The 24,302-nt window shown below is 60.1% G+C and carries 21 protein-coding genes; 7 read left to right on the plus strand and 14 right to left on the minus strand.

Going from position 1 to position 24,302, the window contains the following annotated elements:
• Positions 1-42 precede the first annotated feature (42 nt).
• Positions 43-1,191: a Gfo/Idh/MocA family protein gene (locus Q363_RS10485; protein WP_035349812.1), complete on the minus strand. Its 1,149-nt coding sequence runs from the start codon at positions 1,189-1,191 to the stop codon at positions 43-45.
• Positions 1,192-1,456: 265 nt separating this feature from the next.
• Between Q363_RS10485 and Q363_RS10490 the strand changes: the two genes are divergently transcribed.
• Both Q363_RS10490 and Q363_RS10495 read left to right on the plus strand, forming a co-directional pair.
• Positions 1,457-3,688, plus strand: a complete 2,232-nt coding sequence (locus Q363_RS10490; RefSeq protein WP_211256163.1) for a sialidase family protein — start codon at positions 1,457-1,459, stop codon at positions 3,686-3,688.
• A gap of 233 nt (positions 3,689-3,921) precedes the next feature.
• Complete coding sequence (locus Q363_RS10495) at positions 3,922-4,698, plus strand: GntR family transcriptional regulator (protein WP_051978632.1); 777 nt, start codon at positions 3,922-3,924, stop codon at positions 4,696-4,698.
• 5 nt (positions 4,699-4,703) lie between these two features.
• Here Q363_RS10495 and Q363_RS10500 read toward each other — a convergent pair whose 3' ends face one another.
• From Q363_RS10500 to Q363_RS43935, 7 genes are all read right to left on the minus strand, one after another.
• Entirely contained in the window at positions 4,704-5,411 is a 708-nt protein-coding gene (locus Q363_RS10500) for an N-acetylmannosamine-6-phosphate 2-epimerase (RefSeq protein ID WP_245632150.1), read from the minus strand.
• 100 nt (positions 5,412-5,511) lie between these two features.
• Entirely contained in the window at positions 5,512-6,924 is a 1,413-nt protein-coding gene (locus Q363_RS10505; protein ID WP_035349819.1) for an L-fucose/L-arabinose isomerase family protein, read from the minus strand.
• 31 nt (positions 6,925-6,955) lie between these two features.
• Positions 6,956-7,180: a hypothetical protein gene (locus Q363_RS10510; protein ID WP_035349822.1), complete on the minus strand. Its 225-nt coding sequence runs from the start codon at positions 7,178-7,180 to the stop codon at positions 6,956-6,958.
• A 9-nt stretch (positions 7,181-7,189) separates the two neighbouring features.
• A complete protein-coding gene (locus Q363_RS10515; RefSeq protein ID WP_084080217.1) occupies positions 7,190-8,923 on the minus strand; it encodes a sodium:solute symporter family protein in 1,734 nt (577 codons plus the stop codon).
• Positions 8,924-9,000: 77 nt separating this feature from the next.
• Complete coding sequence (xylB, locus tag Q363_RS10520; protein ID WP_035349824.1) at positions 9,001-10,488, minus strand: xylulokinase; 1,488 nt, start codon at positions 10,486-10,488, stop codon at positions 9,001-9,003.
• 93 nt (positions 10,489-10,581) lie between these two features.
• Entirely contained in the window at positions 10,582-11,883 is a 1,302-nt protein-coding gene (locus Q363_RS10525; protein WP_035349826.1) for an ROK family transcriptional regulator, read from the minus strand.
• Positions 11,884-11,910: 27 nt separating this feature from the next.
• The gene (locus tag Q363_RS43935; protein WP_035349829.1) at positions 11,911-12,225 is read right to left on the minus strand and encodes a hypothetical protein; all 315 of its coding nucleotides are present in this window, start codon (positions 12,223-12,225) and stop codon (positions 11,911-11,913) included.
• A 163-nt stretch (positions 12,226-12,388) separates the two neighbouring features.
• On the opposite strand from Q363_RS43935, the gene Q363_RS10535 reads away from it, so the two are divergent.
• Both Q363_RS10535 and Q363_RS10540 read left to right on the plus strand, forming a co-directional pair.
• A complete protein-coding gene (locus tag Q363_RS10535; RefSeq protein ID WP_035349831.1) occupies positions 12,389-12,913 on the plus strand; it encodes a beta-galactosidase in 525 nt (174 codons plus the stop codon).
• Positions 12,914-12,981: 68 nt separating this feature from the next.
• Positions 12,982-15,738: a glycosyl hydrolase gene (locus Q363_RS10540; RefSeq protein WP_035349833.1), complete on the plus strand. Its 2,757-nt coding sequence runs from the start codon at positions 12,982-12,984 to the stop codon at positions 15,736-15,738.
• 300 nt (positions 15,739-16,038) lie between these two features.
• Here the strand turns inward: Q363_RS10540 and Q363_RS10545 are convergent, their stop codons facing one another.
• On the minus strand, positions 16,039-16,485 hold the full coding sequence (locus Q363_RS10545; RefSeq protein WP_035349835.1) for a hypothetical protein: 447 nt from the start codon (positions 16,483-16,485) through the stop codon (positions 16,039-16,041).
• Between the two features lie 109 nt (positions 16,486-16,594).
• On the opposite strand from Q363_RS10545, the gene Q363_RS10550 reads away from it, so the two are divergent.
• Complete coding sequence (locus tag Q363_RS10550) at positions 16,595-17,971, plus strand: glycoside hydrolase family 28 protein (protein ID WP_051978633.1); 1,377 nt, start codon at positions 16,595-16,597, stop codon at positions 17,969-17,971.
• A gap of 29 nt (positions 17,972-18,000) precedes the next feature.
• Here Q363_RS10550 and Q363_RS10555 read toward each other — a convergent pair whose 3' ends face one another.
• A complete protein-coding gene (locus Q363_RS10555) occupies positions 18,001-18,450 on the minus strand; it encodes a hypothetical protein (protein ID WP_035349837.1) in 450 nt (149 codons plus the stop codon).
• 298 nt (positions 18,451-18,748) lie between these two features.
• Between Q363_RS10555 and Q363_RS10560 the strand changes: the two genes are divergently transcribed.
• Entirely contained in the window at positions 18,749-18,973 is a 225-nt protein-coding gene (locus tag Q363_RS10560; protein WP_035349839.1) for a hypothetical protein, read from the plus strand.
• A 458-nt stretch (positions 18,974-19,431) separates the two neighbouring features.
• Here the strand turns inward: Q363_RS10560 and Q363_RS10565 are convergent, their stop codons facing one another.
• The 3 genes from Q363_RS10565 to Q363_RS10575 all read right to left on the minus strand — a co-directional run bounded on the left by Q363_RS10565 (position 19,432) and on the right by Q363_RS10575 (position 21,311).
• Entirely contained in the window at positions 19,432-20,457 is a 1,026-nt protein-coding gene (locus Q363_RS10565) for an HNH endonuclease (RefSeq protein WP_084080219.1), read from the minus strand.
• A gap of 280 nt (positions 20,458-20,737) precedes the next feature.
• Positions 20,738-21,004, minus strand: a complete 267-nt coding sequence (locus tag Q363_RS10570; RefSeq protein WP_035349845.1) for a hypothetical protein — start codon at positions 21,002-21,004, stop codon at positions 20,738-20,740.
• The gene (locus tag Q363_RS10575) at positions 20,997-21,311 is read right to left on the minus strand and encodes a helix-turn-helix domain-containing protein (protein ID WP_035349847.1); all 315 of its coding nucleotides are present in this window, start codon (positions 21,309-21,311) and stop codon (positions 20,997-20,999) included. Before Q363_RS10575 ends, Q363_RS10570 begins: the two co-directional genes overlap by 8 nt.
• Before the next feature lie 873 nt (positions 21,312-22,184).
• Between Q363_RS10575 and Q363_RS10585 the strand changes: the two genes are divergently transcribed.
• Complete coding sequence (locus Q363_RS10585; protein WP_035349852.1) at positions 22,185-22,442, plus strand: helix-turn-helix domain-containing protein; 258 nt, start codon at positions 22,185-22,187, stop codon at positions 22,440-22,442.
• Positions 22,443-22,894: 452 nt separating this feature from the next.
• Here Q363_RS10585 and Q363_RS40380 read toward each other — a convergent pair whose 3' ends face one another.
• Complete coding sequence (locus Q363_RS40380) at positions 22,895-23,935, minus strand: tyrosine-type recombinase/integrase (protein ID WP_245632151.1); 1,041 nt, start codon at positions 23,933-23,935, stop codon at positions 22,895-22,897.
• Between the last annotated feature and the right edge of the window lie 367 nt (positions 23,936-24,302).

Consider the following 24,302-nt stretch of genomic DNA (forward strand, 5'->3'; position numbering starts at 1 on the left):
TCGTCTTTCGATCTCCGAGAGTTACAAATTGCAACCTTCGCCTCAGCGAAGACTGAGCTCCGGCACTTCGACCCAGCGCCGCTCAGACCACGATGCCCGTCCCGCCTCCGCAAGCTGAACCCCCTTCGCGGCCTCGAGGAACCCATGTGGGAACGGAGCGTTTTCGAGCACGTGTCGCAGAAACATCTCCCACTGAATCTTGAAGGCATTCTCCTCGGCCACCGTCGTCGGCACCGTCTGCCAGGCGTCGAGGAAGTGGATTGGATTCGGAGTATCCGGATTCCACACCGCCTTTGGAGTCGTCACCCGCGACTGCACCTTGCACTCGCGCAACCCCGCCACTGCACTGCCCGCCGTGCCATCGACGTGCAGCTCGAGCAGCTCGCTCCGGTTCACGCGCGTCGCCCATGACGAGTTGATGTGCGCGATCGCCCCGCCCTCCAGCTCAAACGTCGCATACGCCGCATCGTCCGCCGTGCACGTGTACGTCTTGCCCGCCTCGTCCACGCGGTCAGGAATCGTCGTCCTCGCAATGCAGCTCACAGCGGTCACCCGTCCAAAGAGGTTCTCCAGCACATACTGCCAGTGGGGAAACATGTCCAGGATGATTCCGCCGCCCTCCTCCTTTCTGTAGTTCCACGACGGCCTCTGCGCCGGCGGCATCGGTCCTTCGAAGACCCAGTAGCCAAACTCGCCGCGCACCGAAAGCACCCTGCCCAGAAAGCCGCTTGCGATCACCTGCTTCAGCTTCAGAATCCCCGGCAGAAACAACTTATCCTGCACCACACCGTTCTTCACTCCCGCACGCTCTGCCGCCCGCGCTAGCTCCAGGCTCTCCTCCAGCGTCCCCGCCAGCGGCTTCTCGCAGTACACGTGCTTGCCTGCCTTGATAGCCTCTTTCACGCTCTCGGCGCGAAGCAGCGTCGACTGCGCATCGAAGTAGATGATGTTCTCCTTGTCCGCCAGGCAAGCAGCCAGGTAAGTGGACCACCGCTCGATGCCCCACTCCTTCGCCAGCCTCTCCAACTTTAGCGCATTCCGCCCCACCAACACCGGCTCCGGCATCACTACTGTCTTGTCTCGAAGCTCCAGGCCGCCCTGCTTGCGAATCGCCGCAATCGACCGCCCCAGGTGCTGGTTCGTCCCCATGCGTCCCGTGACGCCGTTCATGATGATGCCGATCTTCCGCATCCCTGCACTCCCCTGAAAAAGAAATAAGGAACTCTCATAAGAAATGATCCCCAATGTTCATCAAGCAGGGACACAACGAAGAACCACCTTCACGGGATCATAATGAACGACAGGAAACGGTGGCAATTTTGATGTCAGGAAGGTCTCTACAATCTCAAGACATAAAACGATCACCTCTTGGATAGCCGTATCACTCCTTGCGGCACTGGCTGCTGCCATCCACGCGCAAGCACCGCGCATCGTCGGCCCCGGAGGCGGCGGCGCCATGTTTCACGTCACCATCAACCCGCGCGATCCCAGCGAGGTTCTGCTCTCCTGCGACATGACCGGCGCTTACATAAGCCACGACGCCGGCCACCACTGGAGAATGTTCAACCTTCGCGGCAGCGTGCACCTCTTCGCCTTCGACCCCATCCGCCCCCACACCCTCTACGCCGCAACCGACGTCCTCTGGCGCAGCACCGACGACGGCGCAACCTGGCGCCTGCTCTGGCCGCGCCCCTCCACCGTCCGCGCCATCCGCATGGACTCCGATCACGCCGACGAGACCGTCATCGCCAGCCCCAACCCCATCGGCCAGATCGTCGCCCTCACCATCGACCCCACAGACTCACGCATCCTTTACGCCGCCGCCCAAAAAGACGTTCGGACAGCCCTCGTTCTCTCCCGCGACGGCGGCCTCTCCTGGCATCGCCTCCGCCCGCTGCCCGAGCCGCCGCTTCGCATCTGGATCGACCCCAACTCACCGCGCGCCTCGCGCGACCTCTACATCGCCGACGCCCATACCATCCACGTCCGCATGCATGGAGCATGGCAACAACGCACACCACCACCCGGCGCCACCTTCACCGACGTCTCTGCAGGATTCGCGGCCTCCGGTCCTCCAACTCTCTACGCCGTCTCACATCTCGGGCAGTCTAGCTCCGGCCTCCTCATCTCTACCGATGGCGGCCTGACCTGGACCACCTCCGTACTCCCGGGCACCGGCACTCAACTCCGCGCCGTCGCCACCAGCCTTCACCACCCTGAGGTCGCCTACGCCTCTTACTCGCACCTCCAACTCGATGGCCAGACGCTGCAAGGCATCGCTCGCACGACCGACCACGGCCAGCACTGGACGCTCGTCTGGCGCTCCACTTTCAGCACCGAATCCCCCAACGTCCACGACGCCTGGATCGCGCGCGATATGACCCCGGAGTGGGCCGAAGAACCACTCAGCCTCACTGTCGATGACAACAACCCAGATCTCGCCTACGCCACCGACCTCGGCCGAACCCTCGCCACCACCGACGGCGGAGCAATCTGGACCGCGCGCTACTCCGCGCTCTCCTCAAGCGCCCCCGAACAGAACGCCACTTGGACTACAACTGGCCTCGACGTCACCACAACCTACGGCTATCTCTTCGACCCCTTCGATGTGCGCCGCCGCTTCATCCTTACCACCGACATCGGCCTCTTCCGCAGCGAGGACTCCGGCCGCTCGTGGACACGCTCCGTCGCCGGCGTCCCCGGCAACTGGCGCAACACCACCTACTCCGTCGCCTTCGACCCCGCGATCTCCGGCAAGATGTGGGCCGCAATGAGCGACATACACGACCTGCCGCGCCCCAAAATGTGGCGCCATACTCCCACCTCGTCCTACATCGGAGGCATCTGCGTCAGCATCGATGGCGGGCGCACCTGGCAGCCCTCAAACGAAGGCCTCCCTCCCACCGCCCCCACGCACATTCTCCTCGACCCAGCCAGCCCGCCCGGCCACCGTACCCTCTGGATCGCCACCATGGGCTACGGCGTCTATCGCTCCTCCAACGACGGACACACCTGGCAGCCCGCCAACAAAGGCATCGCCGGCGCGAACCCTCTCGCATGGCGCCTCGCCCGTGCCGGCGACGGCACTCTCTACGCCCTCATCGCACGCCGCAGCGAAGACGGCAGCATCGGCAACGCAGGCGACGGAGCCCTCTACCGCTCTCAGGATCGCGGCGACTCATGGTCGCCCGTCTTACTTCCCAGCGGTGCCAACGCCCCCAACGGCCTCGCCATCGACCCCAACGACCCGCAGCGCCTCTATCTCGCGCTCTGGGCACGAGCCACTCCCGAGCAAGCAACAGCCCCTTCGCCCCCACCAAGCCACTCTCGCATCTCAATCCAGAACGGCGAAGCAGGAGGCATCGCTCTCTCCACCGACGGTGGCCATACCTGGCGCTGGATCCTTCAGCGCGACCGCCACATCTACGACGTCACCATCGACCCACGTAACCCCAGCACCCTCTACGCCGCCGGCTTCGAATCCTCCGCCTGGATCTCCCGCGACCGTGGCGAGCACTGGAGCCGAATCCCCAGCTTCAACTTCAAATGGGGTCACAGCGTTCAGCCCGACCCCGAAGATCCCCGCAAGGTCTACATCACCACCTTCGGCGGAGGCGTCTGGCACCTTCCTCTCGACACGCCCGCCAGCAGGGACATTGCCGCTCCCGAACTCGACCCCAGCCGCTGAGATACGCACATTCATCCGCGGAAAGAACACCGAATTGGGAATATTTTCACGAGATGTATAGACAAGTATCGGACAATGCAATTAGAAACGGTACGGAACCTCAAGGGAACGCGAAGCATAGAAGCCACGCATAAGGACGATCTGCTGAGGAACAAGTCATCCCACCGGAAGTTTGCATGAATGCGCGCACACAGACAGGAAGCTGCCGCAAAAGTCGAGGAGGTTGAAATACTGTGTCGAAAGCCCAAGTTCATGCTGCCTCATCCGTACATCCGCTCGATAAGAGCGGCTTCATCCCGCTCTACTATCAGATCCAGCGCGCATTAATGGAAAGAATTCAATCCGGTGAACTCTCCGAGGGCGACCTGCTTGCCTCCGAAGAGGAACTGGCGCGCACGTACAAGGTCAGCCGGATGACCGCACGGCAGGCCCTTCACGGCCTGAAGGCTCGTGGTTATGCCCTCAGCCAGAAGGGCCGCGGAACCTTCGTCACCAGCCCGAAGCTCGAAAAGAACATCATGCATCTCCGCGGCTTCACCGAGGACATGAAGCAGCGCGGCATGGTCCCAAGCTCCCAGTTGCTCGAGCAGATCGTCGTAAAGGCCACCGAGGACCTCGCCGAAAGCCTCAAGATCGAGCACGAAGCATCCGTCATGAAGCTCCGCCGACTGCGCTTAGCCGATGGAATCCCAATGGCGCTCGAAGAATCGCACATCCCCCTGCGACAGTTCCCTGGCCTTGAGCGGATCAACTTCGCAAAGCAATCTCTCTACTACATCCTCCGCGAAAACTACGGCGTTCGTGTCGCCTGGGCCGATGAGATCATCGAGGCGCTCCCCGCCACCCCTGAAGAGTCGGAGTTGCTCACGATCCCCCGAAGGGCCAGCGTCCTCTCCATCTCGCGAATCATCATCACCACCGAACAGACTCCTATAGAGGTCGCCTGTTCGCGATATCGCGGCGACCGCTACCGCGCCCTGATCCGCATACCAACCACCACCCTCGAATAGCCGCGTCAGCCTCGCGTCGCCGCGACGAAGCGCGCCGTAATGCTCTCCGGACGTGTTATCGCCGAGCCGACCAGCACCGCATGTGCTCCCCTGTCCAGCGCGATGCGCACATCCTCCGGCCGGTTGATATGCCCCTCCGCGACCACCGGAACTTGCAGCCGCTCGACCAGCGCATCCAGCAGGGGCCACGAGAAACTCCGAACTCCCGCCGTCTCCGCCGTATAGCCATAGAGCGTCGTCGCCACCGCATCGGCTCCGGCCTCCTGCGCCGCCAGCCCATCCTCCAGGCTCGCAATGTCGGCCAGTACCGGTCGTCCCAGCTCCGAGTGAATCCGCCCGATAAGCTCCGGCCACGGCTCAGGCTCCGTCAGCCGGCGCAGCGTGCAATCCAGAGCGATGATGTCTGAACCGACCTCGCTCACCGTCTGTGCCGCTCGAAACGTAGGCGTAATGTAGACCTCGCCATTGGGGCCCTTGGTCTTCACCATGCCGATAATCGGGAGGTCCGTCATCGCGCGGAAGGCCTTGATGCACTCCGCACCTTCCGCCCTCAGTCCGGCAGCACCTCCGCGAAGCACCGAGGTCGCCATTCGGGCAATCGTGTCCACGTGATCCATCGGATCGCCAGGATCCGCCTGGCACGAGACGATGAGCTTGCCCTTCAACGAAGCAAGGATGGACGAAGCTGAAGTTGCCGAGAAACTCTGGATCAAAGAAACTCCCCGGGGGGCCCATCGTTTCAAGCCGACGGACCCGCTGTATCGCGCCTTCGTTATCTAGTCTCAACAGAATGGGATAGCCAAGCTGCCTGCTCTAGTGATGGAGGTGCATCGGCCACCGCAGATACTTCTCCGCGGCCTCCTTCACCCCTTCGCCCACATGCGAGAAGTTCGCCGCAACATGGTGTTCAAACCCGTTCTCGCAGATATATCGCAACAGCTGCTGCATATGTTCAATCTCCACCACACCGGCTCCTCCGAATGTCGTCAGCGGGTCGTCTGTAAAACTTCCCTGCCCCACATAGCCGCGAATCGTCCCGGCAAACTCGTCCGTGGAGAAACGCGCAAACGTCATCGGGCCGGACTTCACTCTTCCATCCAGCGTCCCGAAGGTGTTCTCCTTCCCCACCGTGCCGGCGATAATCTGCTGGAAGTCCATCTTCACGCCTTCGCGGAAAAAGTGCTTCGGCAGGTTCGAGCAGTGGAAGCAGACCGCCTTGTCCGGATCGCCGCCGTAGTTGTTGTTCCAGTCCAGCAACGCAGATGGCGTCTCGCTCGCCAGCGACAGGGCATGCATCGAGAGCGTTCCCATCGTGTCGACCTCGCACGCGCTCGGCAGCAGCTTCTCGCTCATCATGCTCATCACCGTGCACGGCACAACGCCAAAGAACTCCTCCATCGACGTCCAGCACTGCACCGACGTCACATCCAGCGCGTTCCCCTGCATCCAGCCATCGATCACCACGCCCAGCTTCGCCATCTTCAACAGCGCATCCTCGGGCGTGTTATTCACCGGAAGATAGCTCTTGATCGCCTGCAGCTTCTCCTTCACCGCGCCATCGTCATCGGCCAACCTGCGGATGCGCCCAAACACCTCGCTCAGATCCAGCGTGTCCACCGTGATGCCGCTCTTCTCCAGTAGCTTCTCCGAGTAGCGCACTGTGTTGAACGCCGCTGGACGCGCGCCGATCGCGCCGATGCGAAGGTTCCTGAAGCCGCGAACAACACGACACGTCGCAGCGAACGTCGCCAGGTCCCGCGCAAACTCCTCCGAGTCCGGAGCCTCCGTGTGCAGCGATGTCAGCGTGTAGGGAATCCCATACTGCCGCAGGTTGTTGCAGATCGACATCTTGCCGCAGAAGCTGTCGCGGCGAAACGCGATGCTCATCTTCCCCGCGTCGTCAGGAGTCGCCTGGATCAGAATCGGAACCTGAAGGTTCGCCAACCGAATCGCATCTGCGATCCCACGCTCCTCTCCGAAGTTCGGCAGCGTGATAATGATCCCATCGATCTCCCGGGCATTTTGCCGAAACAGCTCGGCGCAGATCATCGCCTCTTTGTAAGTCTCAACTGCGCCAAACGCCGTCTGCTCCGCAGAGGTCACGATCGCCTTATGCCCCTGGCGCTCCAACGCCGCAATCATCTCCGTGCGTCCTGAAGCCGCCAGATGGCTCGGAAAGAATCCGCGGTTGCCAACGATCACGCCAAAAGTCATCTGCCTGCCCATACTTCCTCCCAAACTCTCCCGCTCATCCAGCTCAGTCCTTCCCCGGTCGAAAACGAATCACATAAAACACGCCAAACAGCAGCAGAAGCAGCCCCCACCACAGCGTCGGATGCAGCTCATGCAGCGCCGTCGGAGCCTCATGTCCCATCGCCTCATAGATTCCATATGGCACCAGAATCAAGCCGTAGAACAGCGGCAGAATTCCGACGAAAAACCAGATAGAAAATCGCTCGCCACGTCCCGTGCCTTCAGCCATAGAACACCCCTACCAGAAGATCAGATTCAGAACAAAAAACACAACGATCACGATGCACGCCCAGAAGATCGGCTTCTGCCACAGAGTCTTCGCGCCATCGTCCGGCAGCGTCGTCGCGCCGTACACCAGGCCGGCAAGCTGCGTCTCCGGAACCGGCTCCGTCATCATGCTCACCACCACCGTCACCGTCACGCAGATCAGAAAGCTCCACAGCGCGCGATAAAGATTCTCCGCCATCGGCTGCGCATCCGACGACAGCGCGATATAGCGAAGCGCCACGCCATCACGCTGCACCCATATCCACATCCCAATCGATGCCACCGTGCCGGCCAGCAACCCCCAGAAGCCTCCCGACCGCGTCGCCCGCTTCCACAGCATCCCAAGCACCACCGTGCCGAACAGAGGCGCGATGAAGAAGCTGAACAGAGCCTGCACGTAATCCATAATGCTGGCCGCATGCGCCACCAGGTACGCCGTGCCCACCGAGATCAGCATTCCCACAACCGTCGACCAACGCCCCATCGCCACGTAGTGGCTATCAGCGGCATTCTTCTTCATATAAGCGCCGTAAAGGTCATAGGTCCATACTGTCGAAAACGCGCTCACGTTCCCTGCCATGCCACTCATAAACCCGGCGACCAGCGCCGTAATCCCCAGCCCCAGCAGCCCCGGACCGCAGTAGCGAATCAGCATCAGCGGCAGGACCTCGTTGTAGCTGTGCTGTCCCGTCGCCGCCGCAACATCCTCGCCCACCAGATGCATGATGCTTCCATCCGGATTGCGCAACACCGTCAGCGCCAGCAGCCCCGGCACAATCACGATCAGCGGAACCGCCATCTTGAACATCGCCCCGATGATCGGAGCCATCTTTGCCGAGCGAAGACTATTCGCCGAGAGCACGCGCTGGACCACCAGGAAGTCCGTCGTCCAGTACCCAAAACTGATCACAAAGCCCAGGCCAAAGACGATGCCCGTCCAGTGCACTCCCATCGGGTTGTCGCGAAAATGCCCCAGCGTCGTCCACAGGTGCGTGTAATCGTCGGAGCCCACGTTCGCCGCAATCTGCGCCTTCAGATTCGCCCAGCCTCCCGTCTCGATCAACCCGAGGATCGGAATAAGCGCAGCGCCCGCCCAGATCAGTACAAACTGAAGCACCTCGTTGATAATCGCCGACCGCAGGCCTCCCAGCATCACGTAGATCGCCACCGTCACCGCTCCAACCCAAATCGAGAAGCTGATATTCCAGCCCAGCACTACCTTCATCACCAGCGCCATCGAGTACATATTGACGCCGCTCATCAGAATCGTCATCAGCGCGAATGACGTCGCGCTCACTCCGCGCGCCCCCTCGCCGAAGCGAAGCTTCAGGTATCCAGGCACCGAATGCGTCTTCGAGATGTAGTAGAACGGCATCATTACAATGCCAAGAAACAGCATCGCCGGAATCGCACCGATCCAGTACCAGTGAGTCGCCAGAATTCCATACTGATAGGCTGCCCCCGCCCATCCCATCAACTCCAGCGATCCCAGGTTGGCTGAGACAAAGCTCAACCCCGCAATCCAGGCCGTCATCTCCCGGCCCGCAAGAAAGAACTCTTCGCTCGTCGTCGTCGAGCTCTTCACATAGAAGCCGATGAAGAGGACCAGGGCAAAATACAGAACCAACACCGCGACGTCGATCGGAGCCAGCGCCGTAAGTTGTCGCGAAGGAAGAGCCAGAGGGAGCGCAGCGAAAAGTGGCATCAAGAGCAGACCTTATTTGAAGGAAACCCGCATTTTATTAGGCGTCGCGAAATAATATGGTCCACTGAAGACGACTGTCAATCTTTTCCAAGATACAGCTCTGCGAGCCGCACCTGATACTCCTCCCTCGCCTGCCGATAGTCATCGTGCATCCCTGCGCGAGGCTCCTCGCTCCCGCTCTCCAGCTCCCGCACACAGCGGTCCGCAATCTCCACGAAGGACTCTCCCCTCCCCGACGCATGGCCGTAGGCGTACATCGCCTGAATCGCCGCCCCCAGACATCCTGCCTCTTCCTCCGCCGGCACCTGGATTCTCGCGCCCGTCGCATCCGCCAGCAACCGCCGCCACTCCCGCGAACGCGCCCCGCCTCCAATCGCCACCACCGTCTCCGGCCGGCTGCCTTCCATCATCAGGTCAAGCCCGTTCAGAATCCCGAAGCTCACTCCCTCCACCGCCGCTCGAATCAGATTCGCGCTGGTGAAGTTATTCGCCGAGGCTCCTGCGATCGTCCCCCGCGCACGCGGCAGATCTGGCGTCCGCTCCCCATTCAAAAACGGAAAGAACGTCAGTCCCTCCGCTCCCGGCTGCGTCGAAGCCAGTGCCTCTTCGATGTCATCCACCGTCCTGCCCAGAACGTTCAGCGTTTGCGTCACCACGTTCGTCGCGTTCATCGTGCACACCAGCGGAAGCCATCCGCCCGACGAGGAACAGAACGAAGCCACCGATCCCGTCGGATCAGCCACCGGCCGCTGCCGGAAGGAGTATACCGTCGACGAGGTCCCCAGGCTCAGCGTAACCACACCCTCCTTCACGTTGCCTGTCCCAATCGCCCCCATCATATTGTCCCCGCCGCCTGTAGACACCACACATCTCGGCGAGATCCCCAGTTCTTCGGCCACCTCCGCACGAACCGTACCGACAATCTCCTCCGGCGCAGCCAGCCTCGGAAGTGCCTCCCGCAGTTGACCGCTACCGCCATCGATCGCATCAAGCACCTCATTGGCCCACGTTCGCGTGCGCACGTTGAAAAAGGCCGTCCCCGAGGCATCTCCATATTCTGCGCTCAGCTTCCCCGTCAGCCAAAAGTTCAGGTAGTCATGCGGCAACAGAATATGACGAACCCGCGCAAAGCTCTCCGGCTCGCACTCCTTTAGCCAAAGCAGCTTTGAAACCGTATAGCCCGTCAGTGGAACAATCCCGAATCGATCCAGCCACGCGCCCGCCCCTCCCAGCCTTCGGACGAGTTCTTCATTCTGCCGAGCCGTCTCCGTGTCGTTCCAAAGCTTGGCTGGCCGAATCACCTGCATAGCTTTGTCCAGAACCACCAGTCCGTGCTGCTGGCCGGAGACGCCAAGCGCAACAACCTCACCCTTCGGAGCCTGCGAGACCGCCTGCCGCACCGCCTCGCGCAGAGCGTCCACCCACCACCGCGGCTCCTGCTCCCGCGCACCATTCTTCCGCTCAATCAGCGCATGCCCGGCATACCCACGGCCAAGCGATCGGCCGCTCTCATCCACCAGCAGCGCCTTGGTCCCCTGGGTTCCACAATCAATGCCGAGAAACATCGCTCACCTCAAAGAAGCCCCATGCCGAAACCACAAGGCTCGCAAGAACTCATTTATTTATGACACATGAAATAATTCCCGGCCCACACCCCCTCACGACTTGCGCCTCCGGCGCGCCTTCTTAACTCGCACCGGCTTAGCCGCCCGCGAAGCATGCGTTGAGCGATGATAGCGCGAGTGGCGCTGCAATAGAATCGCAGCCCCGCCGCTCAACCGTGCCAGATACCCATCTCCGGCCGTCGCGAGCCTGGGCGGTGGGCCCGCCAGCATCACGTTCTCCATCTCCTTCTGCACAATCGGACCAAACCTGCTCCAGCACGAAGTTATTTCGCCAGTAATAAGAATCAGCTCCGGAGACAGCGCAGCCGTGACCAACCGCAGCCCACGCCCCAGAGCCGTCGCCTGCGCCGTCACCGCCTTCCCCCCCGCCGGATCCCCCTCCTCGGCCAGCCGCAAAAGCTCTTCGATACTCCTCACAGGAGACTTCGGCGCCAGCTTGCGATATGCCTGCAACGCCGCACGCGAAGACGCAAACATCTCCCAGCAGCCTCGCTGCCCGCACCCGCACATCGGCCCCGTGGGGTCGATCGAGATATGCCCAAACTCCCCAGCTAGCCCATTGAATCCCGAGTGAAGCTGCCCCCCCGCCAAAATCGCCGTCCCCAATCCCTCCGAGACCGCGACCAGCACCGCGTCCTTCACCCCCTCCAGCCGCCCGTACCAAAGCTCCGACAACAGGCACGCATTCGCGTCGTTATCGATCTCTACCTGCAGATCCAGCCCCTTCTCCAGTGCCGCCTTGATGTCAAAGTTATGCCACTTCAGATTTGGCGCCAGCAGCAGCCGCTGTGTCATTCGATCCACGCGCCCCGGTACGCTCACGCCAATCCCCTCGAACGTCTTGTCCGAGTGCCGCAGCCGCAGCCGCCGCATCCTCTCGATAATCTTCGTCATCGACGTAACCGGATCCGCCACCGTCACCACCGCCTCATGCGACAGAAAGCGTCCGCTCAGATCCACCACCGCCACAATTGCTTGGTCCGGCCGCACATCCAGAGCCAGCGTCACCAGGTCGTCGTTCACCGAAAGCATCGTCGAAGGCCGCCCCCGCGCCCCGCGCACCACCGCGCCCTCCCGCACCCATCCCTCTTCGATCAACTCCTCCACAATCGCCGAGATCGTGCTCGGCTGCAGCCCCGACAGCCGCGATAGGTCCACTCGCGACACAGGCTGACGAAACCGTATGAACTCCAAGACAATATCGCGATTGATGTCGCGAGCCAGTTCACTCGAGGCCAGCTGCGCCGACGCAAGGTCGATCCGTCGCACGCCATAAAGCCGCTCAGGGGCAGACGCCTCGATCGTCCTGCCGGGAGTAGTCGATCTTTTGCCCATTTTTCAACATCATATTACCCCCAGCCATCACCCGCGACGAACCGAACCGCTCCAAACCGATCCCTGGCCAGCGAAGGACCGCGACAGCATCTGCCCCCACGCAGCCCACGGCTCCTTGTCCTGATCCACCAGCGTCGAGTCACCCGCAAGATAAACCGCCGGAACATCCTCCACCTTCTCCACCACTATGCTCCGCACACTCGGGCTCTTCCCGATGAACTCAAGCGTCAACTTCCAATCCAAGTCCAGGCTGCCGATCTCACGCGGCTTCAGGTGAATCTCCTTCCCGCCCTCGATCTGCGGAGTCCTCACATTCACCGGAAAGACTCCCGACGACTGCATTCATTCGCATTGAATCTTACGCGAGCACCAATAAGAAAATAAATTCTCAATTGGTTTTCCTCCATGAACCAGGCAAAGACCGCATCAGCCCCGAGGACTGGTTCTCCCCTTGAAACATTCTCCCAAATGAACTAACGTGGCTGCGTCGCCGCAAACCGCCGAAATGATCAAGCGAATCCTCTCCGCCCTGCTTGCCCTCGCCTCACTCCCTGCTCTCGCGCAGCCGCACCACGCCTTCTCCACCCACGTCTTCTCCACTGACGCCGATCACTTCACTCTCGACGGCAAGTCCTTCAAGATCCTCTCCGGCGAGCTTCACTACGCCCGCATCCCCCGCGAATACTGGCACGCGCGCCTCAAGATGGCTCGCGCCATGGGCCTCAACACCATCGCCACCTACGTCTTCTGGAACGTCCACGAACTCACGCCCGGCCACTTCGACTTCACCGGCAACAACGGCCTCGCCGCCTTCATCCGAGCCGCACAGGAAGAAGGCCTCTACGTCAAACCAGGCGATACCTTCCTCGACAGTTCCAAACTCGGCAAGGGCGCGCTCTGGATCAACGGCCACGCCATCGGCCGCTTCTGGAACATCGGCCCCCTGCAGACTCTCTACGTCCCCGGCCCCTGGCTGAAGAAGGGCGAAAATGAGATCGTGATCTTCGACCTTATGCCTCCAGCCACCTGACAGGTCACCGGCCTCGACCACCCCATCCTCAACGGCCCCACGCAAGACCAGACCCACAGCCACCAGCAATGACCCTCAAGATCGCCGCTATCGCCGCAGCCGTCCTCCTCGCCGGAGCCTCCACCACCCACACCTCCGCCCAAACCTCCATCGCCACTCTCCACCAGACCTTCCTCAATCCCCCCAACGACGCCAAGCCCATGATGCGCTGGTGGTGGTTCGGCACGGCCGTCGAAAAGCCCGAGATCCTCGGCGAGCTTCAGCAGATGAACGCCGACGGCATCGGCGGAGTCGAGCTCGCCTTCGTCTACCCCCAAGTCATCGACGACCCATCGAAAGGCCTCGTCAACGATCCCTTCCTCTCCCCCGCCATGCTCGACAACGTCCGTTACGCGCAGTCCGAAGCCCGCAAGCTCGGCCTCCGCGTCGACGTCACTCTCGGCAGCGGCTGGCCCTACGGCGGCCCCGCCACAACACTCGAAGAGGCTGCCACCCGCCTCCGCGTCGCCGAGATTCCCATCCCCGCCTCCGCCACCTCACTCCCCCAGCTCAAGCTCCCCGAAGGCGACTCCATCCTCTCCATCGCACTAGTCAACGGCGAACCCAAACACTGGGACGCCGCCACTGCCAAAACCCTCCAGCCCGCCGCCCCTCTTCCTCCCGGCAACGCCCCACGCACAGCCCTCTTCTTCATCCAGTCTCACACCCGCCAGCAGGTCAAACGAGCCGCAGTCGGAGCCGAAGGCTGGGTCCTCGATCCCTTCAGCCACCAGGCCGTCACCACACATCTCAAAACCGTCGCCGAGCCGCTCGTCAACGCCTTCGGCCCCACCCCGCCCTACGCCGTCTTCTCCGACTCCCTCGAAGCCTACGGTGCCGACTGGACCCCCAACCTCCCCGCTGAGTTCCTGAAGCGCCGCGGCTACGACCTCATCCCCCACCTCCCCGAGCTTGTCGCCGGCAACACCCCCGCTGCCGAAAAAATCCGCCACGACTGGGGCAAGACCCTCACCGAGCTCGTCGACGAAAACTACCTCACCCAGATCAACGCCTGGGCCACCGCGCACCACACCAAATTCCGCTCCCAGACCTACGGCGACCCCGCCGTCACCCTCTCCAGCCAGCGCCTCGCCGCGCTTCCCGAGGGCGAAGGCCCACACTGGCGCGCCTTCTCTACCCTCCGCTGGGCATCCTCCGCCAATCACCTCTTCGGCAACAACGTCACCTCCGCCGAGACCTTCACCTGGCTCCACTCCCCCGTCTTCCGAGCCACCCCGCTCGACATGAAGGCCGAGGCCGACCTCCACTTCCTCATCGGAACCAACCAGATCATCGGCCACGGCTGGCCCTACTCGCCGCCCCCATCGCAGCTCCAGCCCGGCGATCCCGGCTGGTCCCTCTACGCTGCCGCCGTCTTCAACGACCACAACCCCTGGCATCCCGTCATGCCCGACGTCGCCCTCTACATCCAGCGCGTCAGCTGGCTCCTCCGTCAGGGCCAACCCGCCAACCAGGTCGCACTCCTCCTCCCCACCGACGACGCATGGGCCCACTTCGTTCCCGGCAAAGTCTCCGTCACCGGCGAGATAGCCCACCTCATCACTCCCGAACTCATGTCCGCCATCCTCTCCGCCGGCTACAACGTCGACTTCATCGACGCCGACACCATCAACCGCATCGGCCTCCGCCCTTATCAAATTCTCGTCCTCCCTCCAACCCAACGCATCCCCATCAAAACCCTTCAACAGATTCAGCGCTACATGAAATATGGAGGGAAGGTTATCGCCGTCGGCAACCTACCCAGCACTGATCCCGAAGGCCAAGCGTCGACTGAACTGACAGACCTCCCGCAAAGGATTCCGCTCGTCCCCAACGCTGCGGCGCTCGAGAAAGCTCTCGCTAAAGCAGGCGATCCGGACCTGCAACTCATCAACGCCGATGATGCCACTAGGGAGTCCATCGGCTTCATCCGCCGCAAACTCCCCACCGCCGATATCTATTTCGTCGCCAACACCTCGAATCGAACCATTCGAATCACCGCAACCTTCGACACCTCGCACCGCGACGGCGAGCAGTGGAATCCAGAAACCGGCAAAGCGCTCCGCATTCACGCCAGCAATCTGTCTTTGAATCTGGCCCCCTATGAATCCCGCGTCTTCGTCTTCGCGAACTACAGCGGCGCGGAAGAGCCGCCCGACTCCCCTCTCAACGACTCCGCATCGACAACTGCCCTGACCGATCTCTCACAGAACTGGCAGCTCCGCTTCGCCGCTACCAATAAGACCGAAACACAATCCATCCCCTCCGATTGGACCGCCAACCCCGCCACCCTCCACTACTCTGGCGAAGCCATCTACTCGCGCGACTTCAACCTCGAATCACCACCCCGCACCTCGGTCTATCTCCAGATCGAAGGCGGCACCGCTAACAATCCCAACCCACCCATCACCCACCAAGCCGAACACAACAGCCCCGGCGTGCCCAACCCTCTCGTCACCCGCACCGGCCCCGGCATGCGCGCCTGGTACAACCCGCCCATCCGGGAGGCCGCCATCGTCTTCATCAACGGACAGCGCGCCGGCTCCCTCTGGCACCCACCCTACCGCCTTGACGTCTCCAGACTCCTCAAGCCCGGCCCCAACCACATCGAGATCCGCGTCTACAACACCGCCCTCAACGCCTGGTCCGCGCTCCCGCCCCACGACTACAAACCCCTCATCGAAAAATACGGCGACCGCTTCCAGATGCAGGACCTCGATCAGGTCAAACCCATCCCCGCCGGCATCCTCGGCCAAATCCACCTCATCCAGCAGGAGCCCAGGTGATCAACTCCGCAACGAGCACCGTAATATCACTCTCTCCTGTCGGGCCATCAGAGACCCATCTATTGAAGCGTCATCCTGCGCGAAGACGCGCGCTCCATGCGCGTCGAAGTCGAAGGATCTGCGGTTATGCCCGCCCATGCATTCTCTCCCATTCCCCAACACAATCCGTTCTTCCCTTCGCATCACTCATGATGCACTCAATTCCGCAAGAGTCCGCCTTCGCCACTAGGTACCCCAAGGCTCAGCCTTGGGCCTCTCAACGCACCAACCCAAACGGGGCTTTAGCCCCTGGGTCCAGCGTTAGAACCGCACGTAGTACCCTTGACGAGCTCGAACAACAAGATTCGGTCTCTTCACCGAAATCCCGACGTCGCGGTATTCGTTCAGCCGCGCATCCCTGGGAACCTTGAAGGCGATCTCATACCGAAAAAGTCCACGCTCGTCATAACACCCATTTGTTCGAGCACCAGCAGCATAGGTCAGTTGAGGAGCCTCGGCCATCTTAGGACCTACCCGACCCGCCTTGAAGGACGTAATCGCCTGGACCGAGTTATTGTCGAATACCTTGAAATCCCACAGTTGAAGATTCGTGACACACTCTCCGGATGCCGTCATAACTACGACATCAAAGCGAACGATCCCGAACAGCCGCACTTCCTTCTCAATAAGAGTCTGCTGAGCAGATGCTGTCGTGATAGACAACACAACCACCGCGAAAACAGCAATTACAAGCTTTCGGACAAACATAAGTTCACCTCGAACGAGTTGTAATTCGCTAGCGTCCGACTAGCAGGCCGGCGAACAATTGTATCCCTGGTAGCCCACAGAGCTCCAGCCAATGGAAAGGTAAGGCGAAATGCCCCAAACTCGATGGCTCTCCATCCTCGTCATCTGTCTTGCGACGATGGCCCACGCCGCACCCGAAACATTCCTCGCCAACCGCTACGGAGCCAAACCCGACGGCACCACCCTCTCCACCGCAGCCATCCAGAAGGCCATCGACGCTGCCGCCAAGTCCCACGGCACCGTCACCCTCTCCCCCGGAACCTATCTCACCGGCTCCCTCTTCCTCAAATCAGGAGTCACCCTCGACGTCCCCGAAGGCGTCACCATCATCGGCTCGCAAAAGCTCTCCGACTACCCCATGCTCCCCACCCGCATCGCCGGCATCGAGATGACCTGGCCCGCCGCACTCATCAACGCCCGCGACCAGCACGACGTCGCCATCACCGGCAAAGGCACCATCGACGGCGACGGCCCCATCTGGTGGAAGTCCTACTGGGACCTCCGCGCCCAGTACGAACCCAAAGGCCTCCGCTGGGCCTCCGACTACGACGCCCGCCGCCCCCGCCTCATCCTCTTCCAGAACTCGACCAACGTCCGTCTCGGCGGAGGCATCACCCTCAAGCGCTCCGGCTTCTGGACCGTCCAGGTCCTCTACTCCTCCAACGTCACCATCGACAACGTCATCATCCGCAACAACGAAGGCGGCAAAGGCCCCTCCACCGACGGCATCGACATCGACTCCTCCCACGACATCCTCGTCCAGCACGCCGACATCGACGTCAACGATGACGCTCTCTGCCTCAAGGCAGGCCGCGACTCCGACGGCCTCCGCGTCAACCGCCCCACTGAAAACGTTGTGATCCGCGACTCCATCATCCGCCGCGGAGCCGCCGCCGTCACCATCGGCTCCGAGACCTCCGGCGGCTTCCGCGACATCGAGGCCTACAACCTCACCGCCCTCTCCAGCGTACCCTCAGGAGTCCTCTTCAAATCCGCCCGCACCCGCGGCGGCAGCGCCTCCGACATCCGCATCCACGACCTCACCCTCGAGGGCGTAGCCATCCCCATCCACATCACCATGAACTGGAACCCCACCTACAGCTACGCCACCCTCCCGCCCGACATCCAGAACCCGCCGCCTTACTACATCACCCTCACTACCCGCGTCCCCGAAGACAAGGGTCTCCCCCACTTCCGCAACGTCCACATCTGGAACATCAAGGCCACCGGAGCCCGTCAGGCCTTCAACGTCAGCGCCTACCCCAAAGCCCCCCTCGAAGACTTCCGCATCGACCACCTCGAAATCGAAGCAAAAACTGCCGGAGCCATCACCGACGCCAATAACTGGACCCTCTCCGACATCAACCTCAATACCGCCGACGCCAGCAAACTAACCCTCAACGGCCCACCCGCCAAAGTAGAAACCCCATACGGCGAACCCAAATAGATCGAGATCGAAGCCGGATCCAATTTCCATCACCGACGACTCCCCAACTCGACCCACCCAGACCTTGTCATCCTGAGCGGGTGATAAAACTTCTGTATCCGATTGTTTTTATTGCAAATAATACGGTGATTTTGGGCTGTGTAGGAACTGTGCAGGGAAATTCTCGATTTCTGTGAATATCTTGAACGCGAGACACAACTCTGGACGGACGATTCATAAAGTTTAGAGACTTGTCCCATGCCGAAGCCGTGTTCGATGACCGGCGCGATCTCCGGCTGCGGCGGCGTGATGGATTGCTCCGGCTTCATCATCGGCGTGTGGGCGCTCTCGTGAGATACGTCATGCCCTAATGCCTCCGGCAGCTTCTCGCGATCGTTAGTGAAAAGCTGTGCATCCTCCGCGCCGCGCGAGACGGCGACGTAAGCCATGCGGCTGTTGAGCAGGTCTTTCGCGGCCAGCTCGGTATCGACGTGAATCAATCCCCCATTTGATGATTTCAGATTGCCGGCTGTGACTCATCGGCACGGGCATGGGTACGATTTCAATCTGATTCATTTCAGCGAAATAGGCTCCATCTCCGCTCCCTATCGTCGATGCAAGCCAAAGAGGAGGCGGAGCGGCGGCGTCATCTACATCGCGCACAATCTGAACGACGTTTTGCGGTCTCTTGCTGGCCCTTAGAACATCGGCGACGGCGGTATGCGGGTGGCTGGGCCTCGAGCCACGCGTTATGGAATAAATGTTGAGTTGCCGATCTGGCATCGAGTGGAGGGGCATTTGTTCGAGGTGAAATGGCGCGATTCGCATGAGCAGTTGCTCGCGCAACTCATCGGATACAGTCCATTCGTCGAAGGTCGCCTCAAGTATTGCCCTTTCGATCTGATTTCGAATTTGGTCTTCTTCGCAACCGGTCTGTTTCGCCTCGTCCGTAACGGCGTCTGCAACCAACTTATTGAACGCTTCCAGGTCGCGAATCTGTGCTCGTCGGCGCCGGTCCTCTGATATCGGTAAATGCTGTCCGGGTCTTGGGAGGACAGAACCGCCCAGAACGTCTCATCGATCGTATTGCCGTCAGTCGGAACGATGATGCAATGCGTTCCGCCCCACAACTTCGTGAAGTATTCGATGATGCCAAGGCACGCGCGTCCTGCCAATTAGGATCGGCAATGTTGGTGAGGACGGCAACACGGTGGGGTCGGACGCGAGTTATGAAGCTCTGAAACCGCTGTTCGGGTGCACTCATAAGTTGTGGTTGAACGTATCAAAGATATAGGAAAGCGCGCCTCGGGCGCGAGGGACAACCTTCACCTGCGGTGTTGCGCTTCGCCGCTGGCCGCCTGCGCTACGGGGCGCGCGGCCCTCTGCGATTGAAATGTGTTGTGCGAAGGAATAATACGTCAAAAGACCGGATTGAGTGTTAGTAACAGCAATTGGCTGTCATGAGCATGAGCAACTCGGAATTAATCGAATTTGGCTGAGGAGCTACCAGATGATATTGGCGGATCGAAGTCAGGCCCGGCGTACGTCGTCTTCAATTCTGACACTTCGCCCGACTCGAGGCTGAAATGGTGCCCCTGGGCGAAGCGATGCCCGATGTAGTTCCGGGTCATCGGGATTCTGTAGGGAATGCTGTTGAACAGGGTGAGCTGTATTTCAAGAGTGCTGTCCGCTGGACGCCCCTCGACCGTCAACACATGCCCATCGGTTCCACGCTGTCCGCTCAATATCTCCTGGGCGATGATCGGCTTGTGCTTCACGAACACGCGCCCCATCTCGTCACCCACATCGTTTCGGATGAATTCCCGCATCTGGTCGAAGTCTCTGGCCAGCGCAAAGGTATCCCCGCAGGTCATGGCCATGTAGTTGAACGCGATCTTGCAGAGACACCTTCCGACAACCCGGCTGGTCTGGGTCTCGACGTGGAGCATCACCTTTCCGTCGCCGCTGAACGGCGGATTCATCTTTCCGCCATAGACGAACGTCGTGCATACGGCGATGAGTTTCTGGACGATTCGGTCGTTGTCGGCCTCATCGTTGCCACCGACAATCCGAAACTCGCTGCCTTTCGGGTACCGATCCGCAAATTCAGTTGTCAGTTCATGCGCCAGTACCCACTCCCAAGGATCTGAAGCGTTGCGCCTAGCGCCGACCTGCGGCAGAACCTCTGTGCTCTCCGTCCCGTCCTTTTCGGTCCGAATCCGTGTGCGTGCGCCCTTCCAATCGTCGCCTTCGGCGACTGTCGGCATGACGCCCTTTGTGCCGATACCGCCTACAGTGCCCTTGAGGCCAAACTGAAGGCGGCGCCCGCCTTCGATACTCTCGATCAGCATCGGCCATTCAAGCTTCGACCCGAAATACCCGTTGCATGTGCGGCAGACGCAGTTCAGGGTTAGGTCGGGCTTGAATACCCCGAAGCTCTGAGGAATGACGTGTTCCCGCCCCGCGTCGGCCGTCACGTCACATCGGCAATAGATGCACTTTTTCACAGAAAGCTAGTTTAATCCGGTTGCCCAAACATCAGAACGAACAACCGCCGCCATTCACCTTCATGGGAGATAAACGGCGGCGTGGATTACTGAACATAGGTTTATTCAAATCCTTTGGAGTCGTCCTAAACAAGCCGCTCCTATCCGTGGCGACGGCGAAAAACAGCAGCAGGACCAGGCGAGCTTTTCCGGCGCAAACGAGATGAATCTGAAGGATGTTTACCGGGCGAGTTAATCGGTGCGGATATGCCGCGTGTAGCGCCAACAGCACGGAGTAGAGTCACCGCCTACCCTTCGCAAGCGACCGGATTGATCCGTGCATTGATTTTTTCACTGGTCCCAGCTCCCCATGTGTGTCACGGACAAGATGTGTGATACCAAACCACGGGCGACACTCCACCTCGATCAAAATTTCCGTCTCGTCATCAAACTCAATTGTTAGATAAACTTCTTGGGATTTTGGGTAGGGTTCTGCCAGGTACAAGCGGCGGATTCGTTTCCCCGTGGCCTCGTCCATCACCAGCACGGCACGTTTTGGCTTATTCATCGTTCAGCGCTCCTTCCCTATCCAGCCAAGGTGGCGGTCTCATCATCTCGCCCGCGCGCTTATACAAATCATAGAGTTCCACCCCTAAAGCCCGGGCAACTTGGTCCAGCCTACGTATCGTGTAGTTTGTGTGGAGCTGATTTGTCTCCAGCCGTTGAATCCACAGAACAGAGACATTTGCCCGCTTCGCAACTTCGCTTCGAGTCAAAGCCTTATCCGTTCGTAACTCTTCAACAGCCATACCAAGACAGCGGCCATGTTCCTGGCTGTAGCGTTCGAATGCAGCTGTATCCCTCTGTTCTTTCATCGAACTTGATCTCCGTTGGTAACAGATCCCTTCATCAAACCCTGAGTAGCAAGATCATTGAACTGCTGTTGAGCAAAGAACCTCAGTCCGGCATAGAGATTCTTGACGAATCCAGCCTCATTCTTGAAAGGAAGCGACTTGCCAGCGAGGTCGATCCGCTCTCGCCTTGCCCACGTGTAGGCTGCGCACACCATGAGTTGCCGCGCTCGCTCCCCGCTGATACCGCGTAGTGCTCCGATATCTCGGGCCGACAGACCACCGTGCACAGATTCGACCAGCATTTCGTAAGCACGCGCAAAGCGCGCTCGGTTTACAGGGGTGTCCCTTTCCTTTTCGCAACGACTATAGGGACCAAACCATAGAGGAGGAGTCTGAATGGGAAGCCGGTCGGCGTATTTCGCTCGAATGATGGCCATGGGAGAGGGATGGGATGGAACGGCGCGATCGGCGACACGCGAATGTTGCCGCCACCGCCGGTAGGCTCGACTCACCATCCAACTCACAGCATCCTTACTCGATGCGCGAAGACCAAGAGATGAGGCCCATGCGCTTGCGAGTACTTGCGCATCTATGCTGAGAGCTTTCGCAACGTCCCTGAACTCGCTTTCCGTCAGATGACTCTTCCCGGCTATGTACCGAGCCAGGCAGCGCTCGGTTACGTCGCCTAGCCTCTCGCTGAATTCTTCATGCGAGATATTTCCGCGCAGCATTTCGAGTTGTGTGAGCAGGTGATGGCGAAAGTCCCATTTCATGCCAGACCTCCAGAGATAGAGAGCTGTTTGAAAACAAGGGTTTGCATGGGCGCACAAGGGTGCGTCGTCACGGCTATAGTTGAACCGGGACTACTACTTGAAAGGATGATAGCACAAATAGGTGTCCGCGACAACCATTAAGGACAATGAAAACATCGACGATTGGATTTCACAGGTCGAGGCCGCGCGCATTCGGAGCGTATCCAAGCAAGCCATCGCCAAACTGATTCGTCGGAACCGCTTATCGGCTCGTGAAATTGGCGGTCGCATGCTGGTGCGGCGCTCGGAGGTAGAGGCATTTGTTCCGATGCCAATCGGGCGTCCACGCAAAAAAGCTGCGCCCAAAAAGCAAGCCGTTCCGAAAAAACAGACGGATTGAGTCGCCAGTAGAGATCAGCTTTCCGCCTAAAGAAAGTCCCAGAATCGCATCAGGTCTTTCTCGTTGTGTCACGCTCATCAATTGAACGGCACACATAGTTTCAGCCCGTGGAATATCTCTAAGTTTGCAGCCTGCGATCGGTCCGCTGCCCCGCGTCTTGAGGTTGAGGACTTCCTGCAGTGCCGTAGCGTTTCCCGCCTCAGCTAAGTCCTCAAGGGCCATCATCTGGTCGCTTGTCAGCACGGTTCCCGGCATTAAAGAGGTTGGAACTGCACTAAGAACAGCCGCCAGCGGCGGCACGTGCAGGGAGATTTGCCGCTAAACACGCCCCAGCGGGGCAGCGGCAAATCAGAACAATCTCACTGAGAAGAGTCCGGGCCGGACATGGAACGATCTTCTGCGCCCGTCTCCGCCAGGGGCTCCGGCTAAAGACGGCTTCGGAAGGTTCACAGTCAGCGCAGCTTGTTGCGCTGACCTCTTTTGGACTGATCGTGAGTCGCTGCAGCTTTCGACGCCTTGGCCTTGGCGTCGTCCGGTTGCGGAAGTTCCCATCCCGCCATCCCCTGCAATACGCGGTCGGCGTGCTTGATCGTGTTCACATGCCCATAGTGGCTTTCGATCATGTGGACGGAAGTGCCCATCTGCTCGGCAAGAAAATACACATCCACACCTTCCTGCAATCGGAGCGTGGCGTAGGTGTGCCGGAAGCAATAGGTCGAACGCGGCACGCCTTGCGTGCCTTCGCGCAGTTTCGCCTCGTTCAGAAGATCGGCAATCAGACTGGTATAAAGAGTTTTTGCGGGCTTACCTGTGATGTTGGTAAAGACTCGATCCTCCGGGTCGGTGGCTTTGGAGATCACGCGGATGCGTTCCAGATACTCTCCGACGCTCTTAGGAGCAACCAGCTTGCGCGACTTGCCCTTGCCCTGCACGAACAGCACAACAATCTCACGTCCTTCGCGATCTTTTGCGGCCATGATGTCGCGCCAGCGCAGATTCTTCATCTCCGCTGGCCGCATGCCTGTATTGCACGCAATCAGAATCATGTTGTAGGTAACGGTGCGATACCAGATGCTCGAAGGCTTGTCCGCCTCGCCAATCCACCTGCGGCCTACGGTGTGGAGCTTGCGGTATTCCTCCAATGTGAACTCGTCGCGCCGCATAGCCTTGAGCTTGGGGCGCTCGTCGAAACGCTGGCTAGCTGGAACATAGCGCTTCTTGATGGCGTAGTTCATCACCGCACCGAATATGGACATCTCAAAGCGGATCGTGGAATCGCTAATAAAAGGAACCGTCCGTTCTTCTGAAGGTCTGACTTCAATCGGCTTCAACACTCTGATGCCCAGAGTCTGCTGAACCTTGGTACGGCGCTCGGCTTCCTTGTCCGCAAATGCTTGCGCCATCTCGTCGCTCACCTCCCGAACGCCGTTGCGCCTGTTACGTCCCGCGCCATTCTGAGCGAAGCCCGAAGGGCGGAGTCGAAGGACCTGCATTTCTTCGCAGGTGCCAATCGCACCCTAAAACTCAGCCCCACTCCGCCGGTTAATTTCCCGTCAAGCCACTAATCCCTAAAGAGGCGTAAGCCAAAGGGACCTGCATTTGTTTTTGCTCTTGCCTCTGAGGTAGGGCCGGGCTTCAGCCCGGCTATCAACCCGCCGCTGAAAGCGGCACACCGCACTGCCGTAGGCCGAGGTGAAGGCCAAAGGGCGAACGACTCGAATGCCACGGGAAGCTACAAAATTTTTGTCAAGCCCACTCAAATCTCAAACACCCCGTAAACCAAAGAAATGAGTAGACTAACCCCAACTCCCCAAAGTGCCGATTAATTCCTATCACCTCCCTACAATAGATATAGAGAAG

The sequence above is a fragment of the Edaphobacter aggregans DSM 19364 genome, assembly GCF_000745965.1.
GTDB lineage: Bacteria > Acidobacteriota > Terriglobia > Terriglobales > Acidobacteriaceae > Edaphobacter > Edaphobacter aggregans.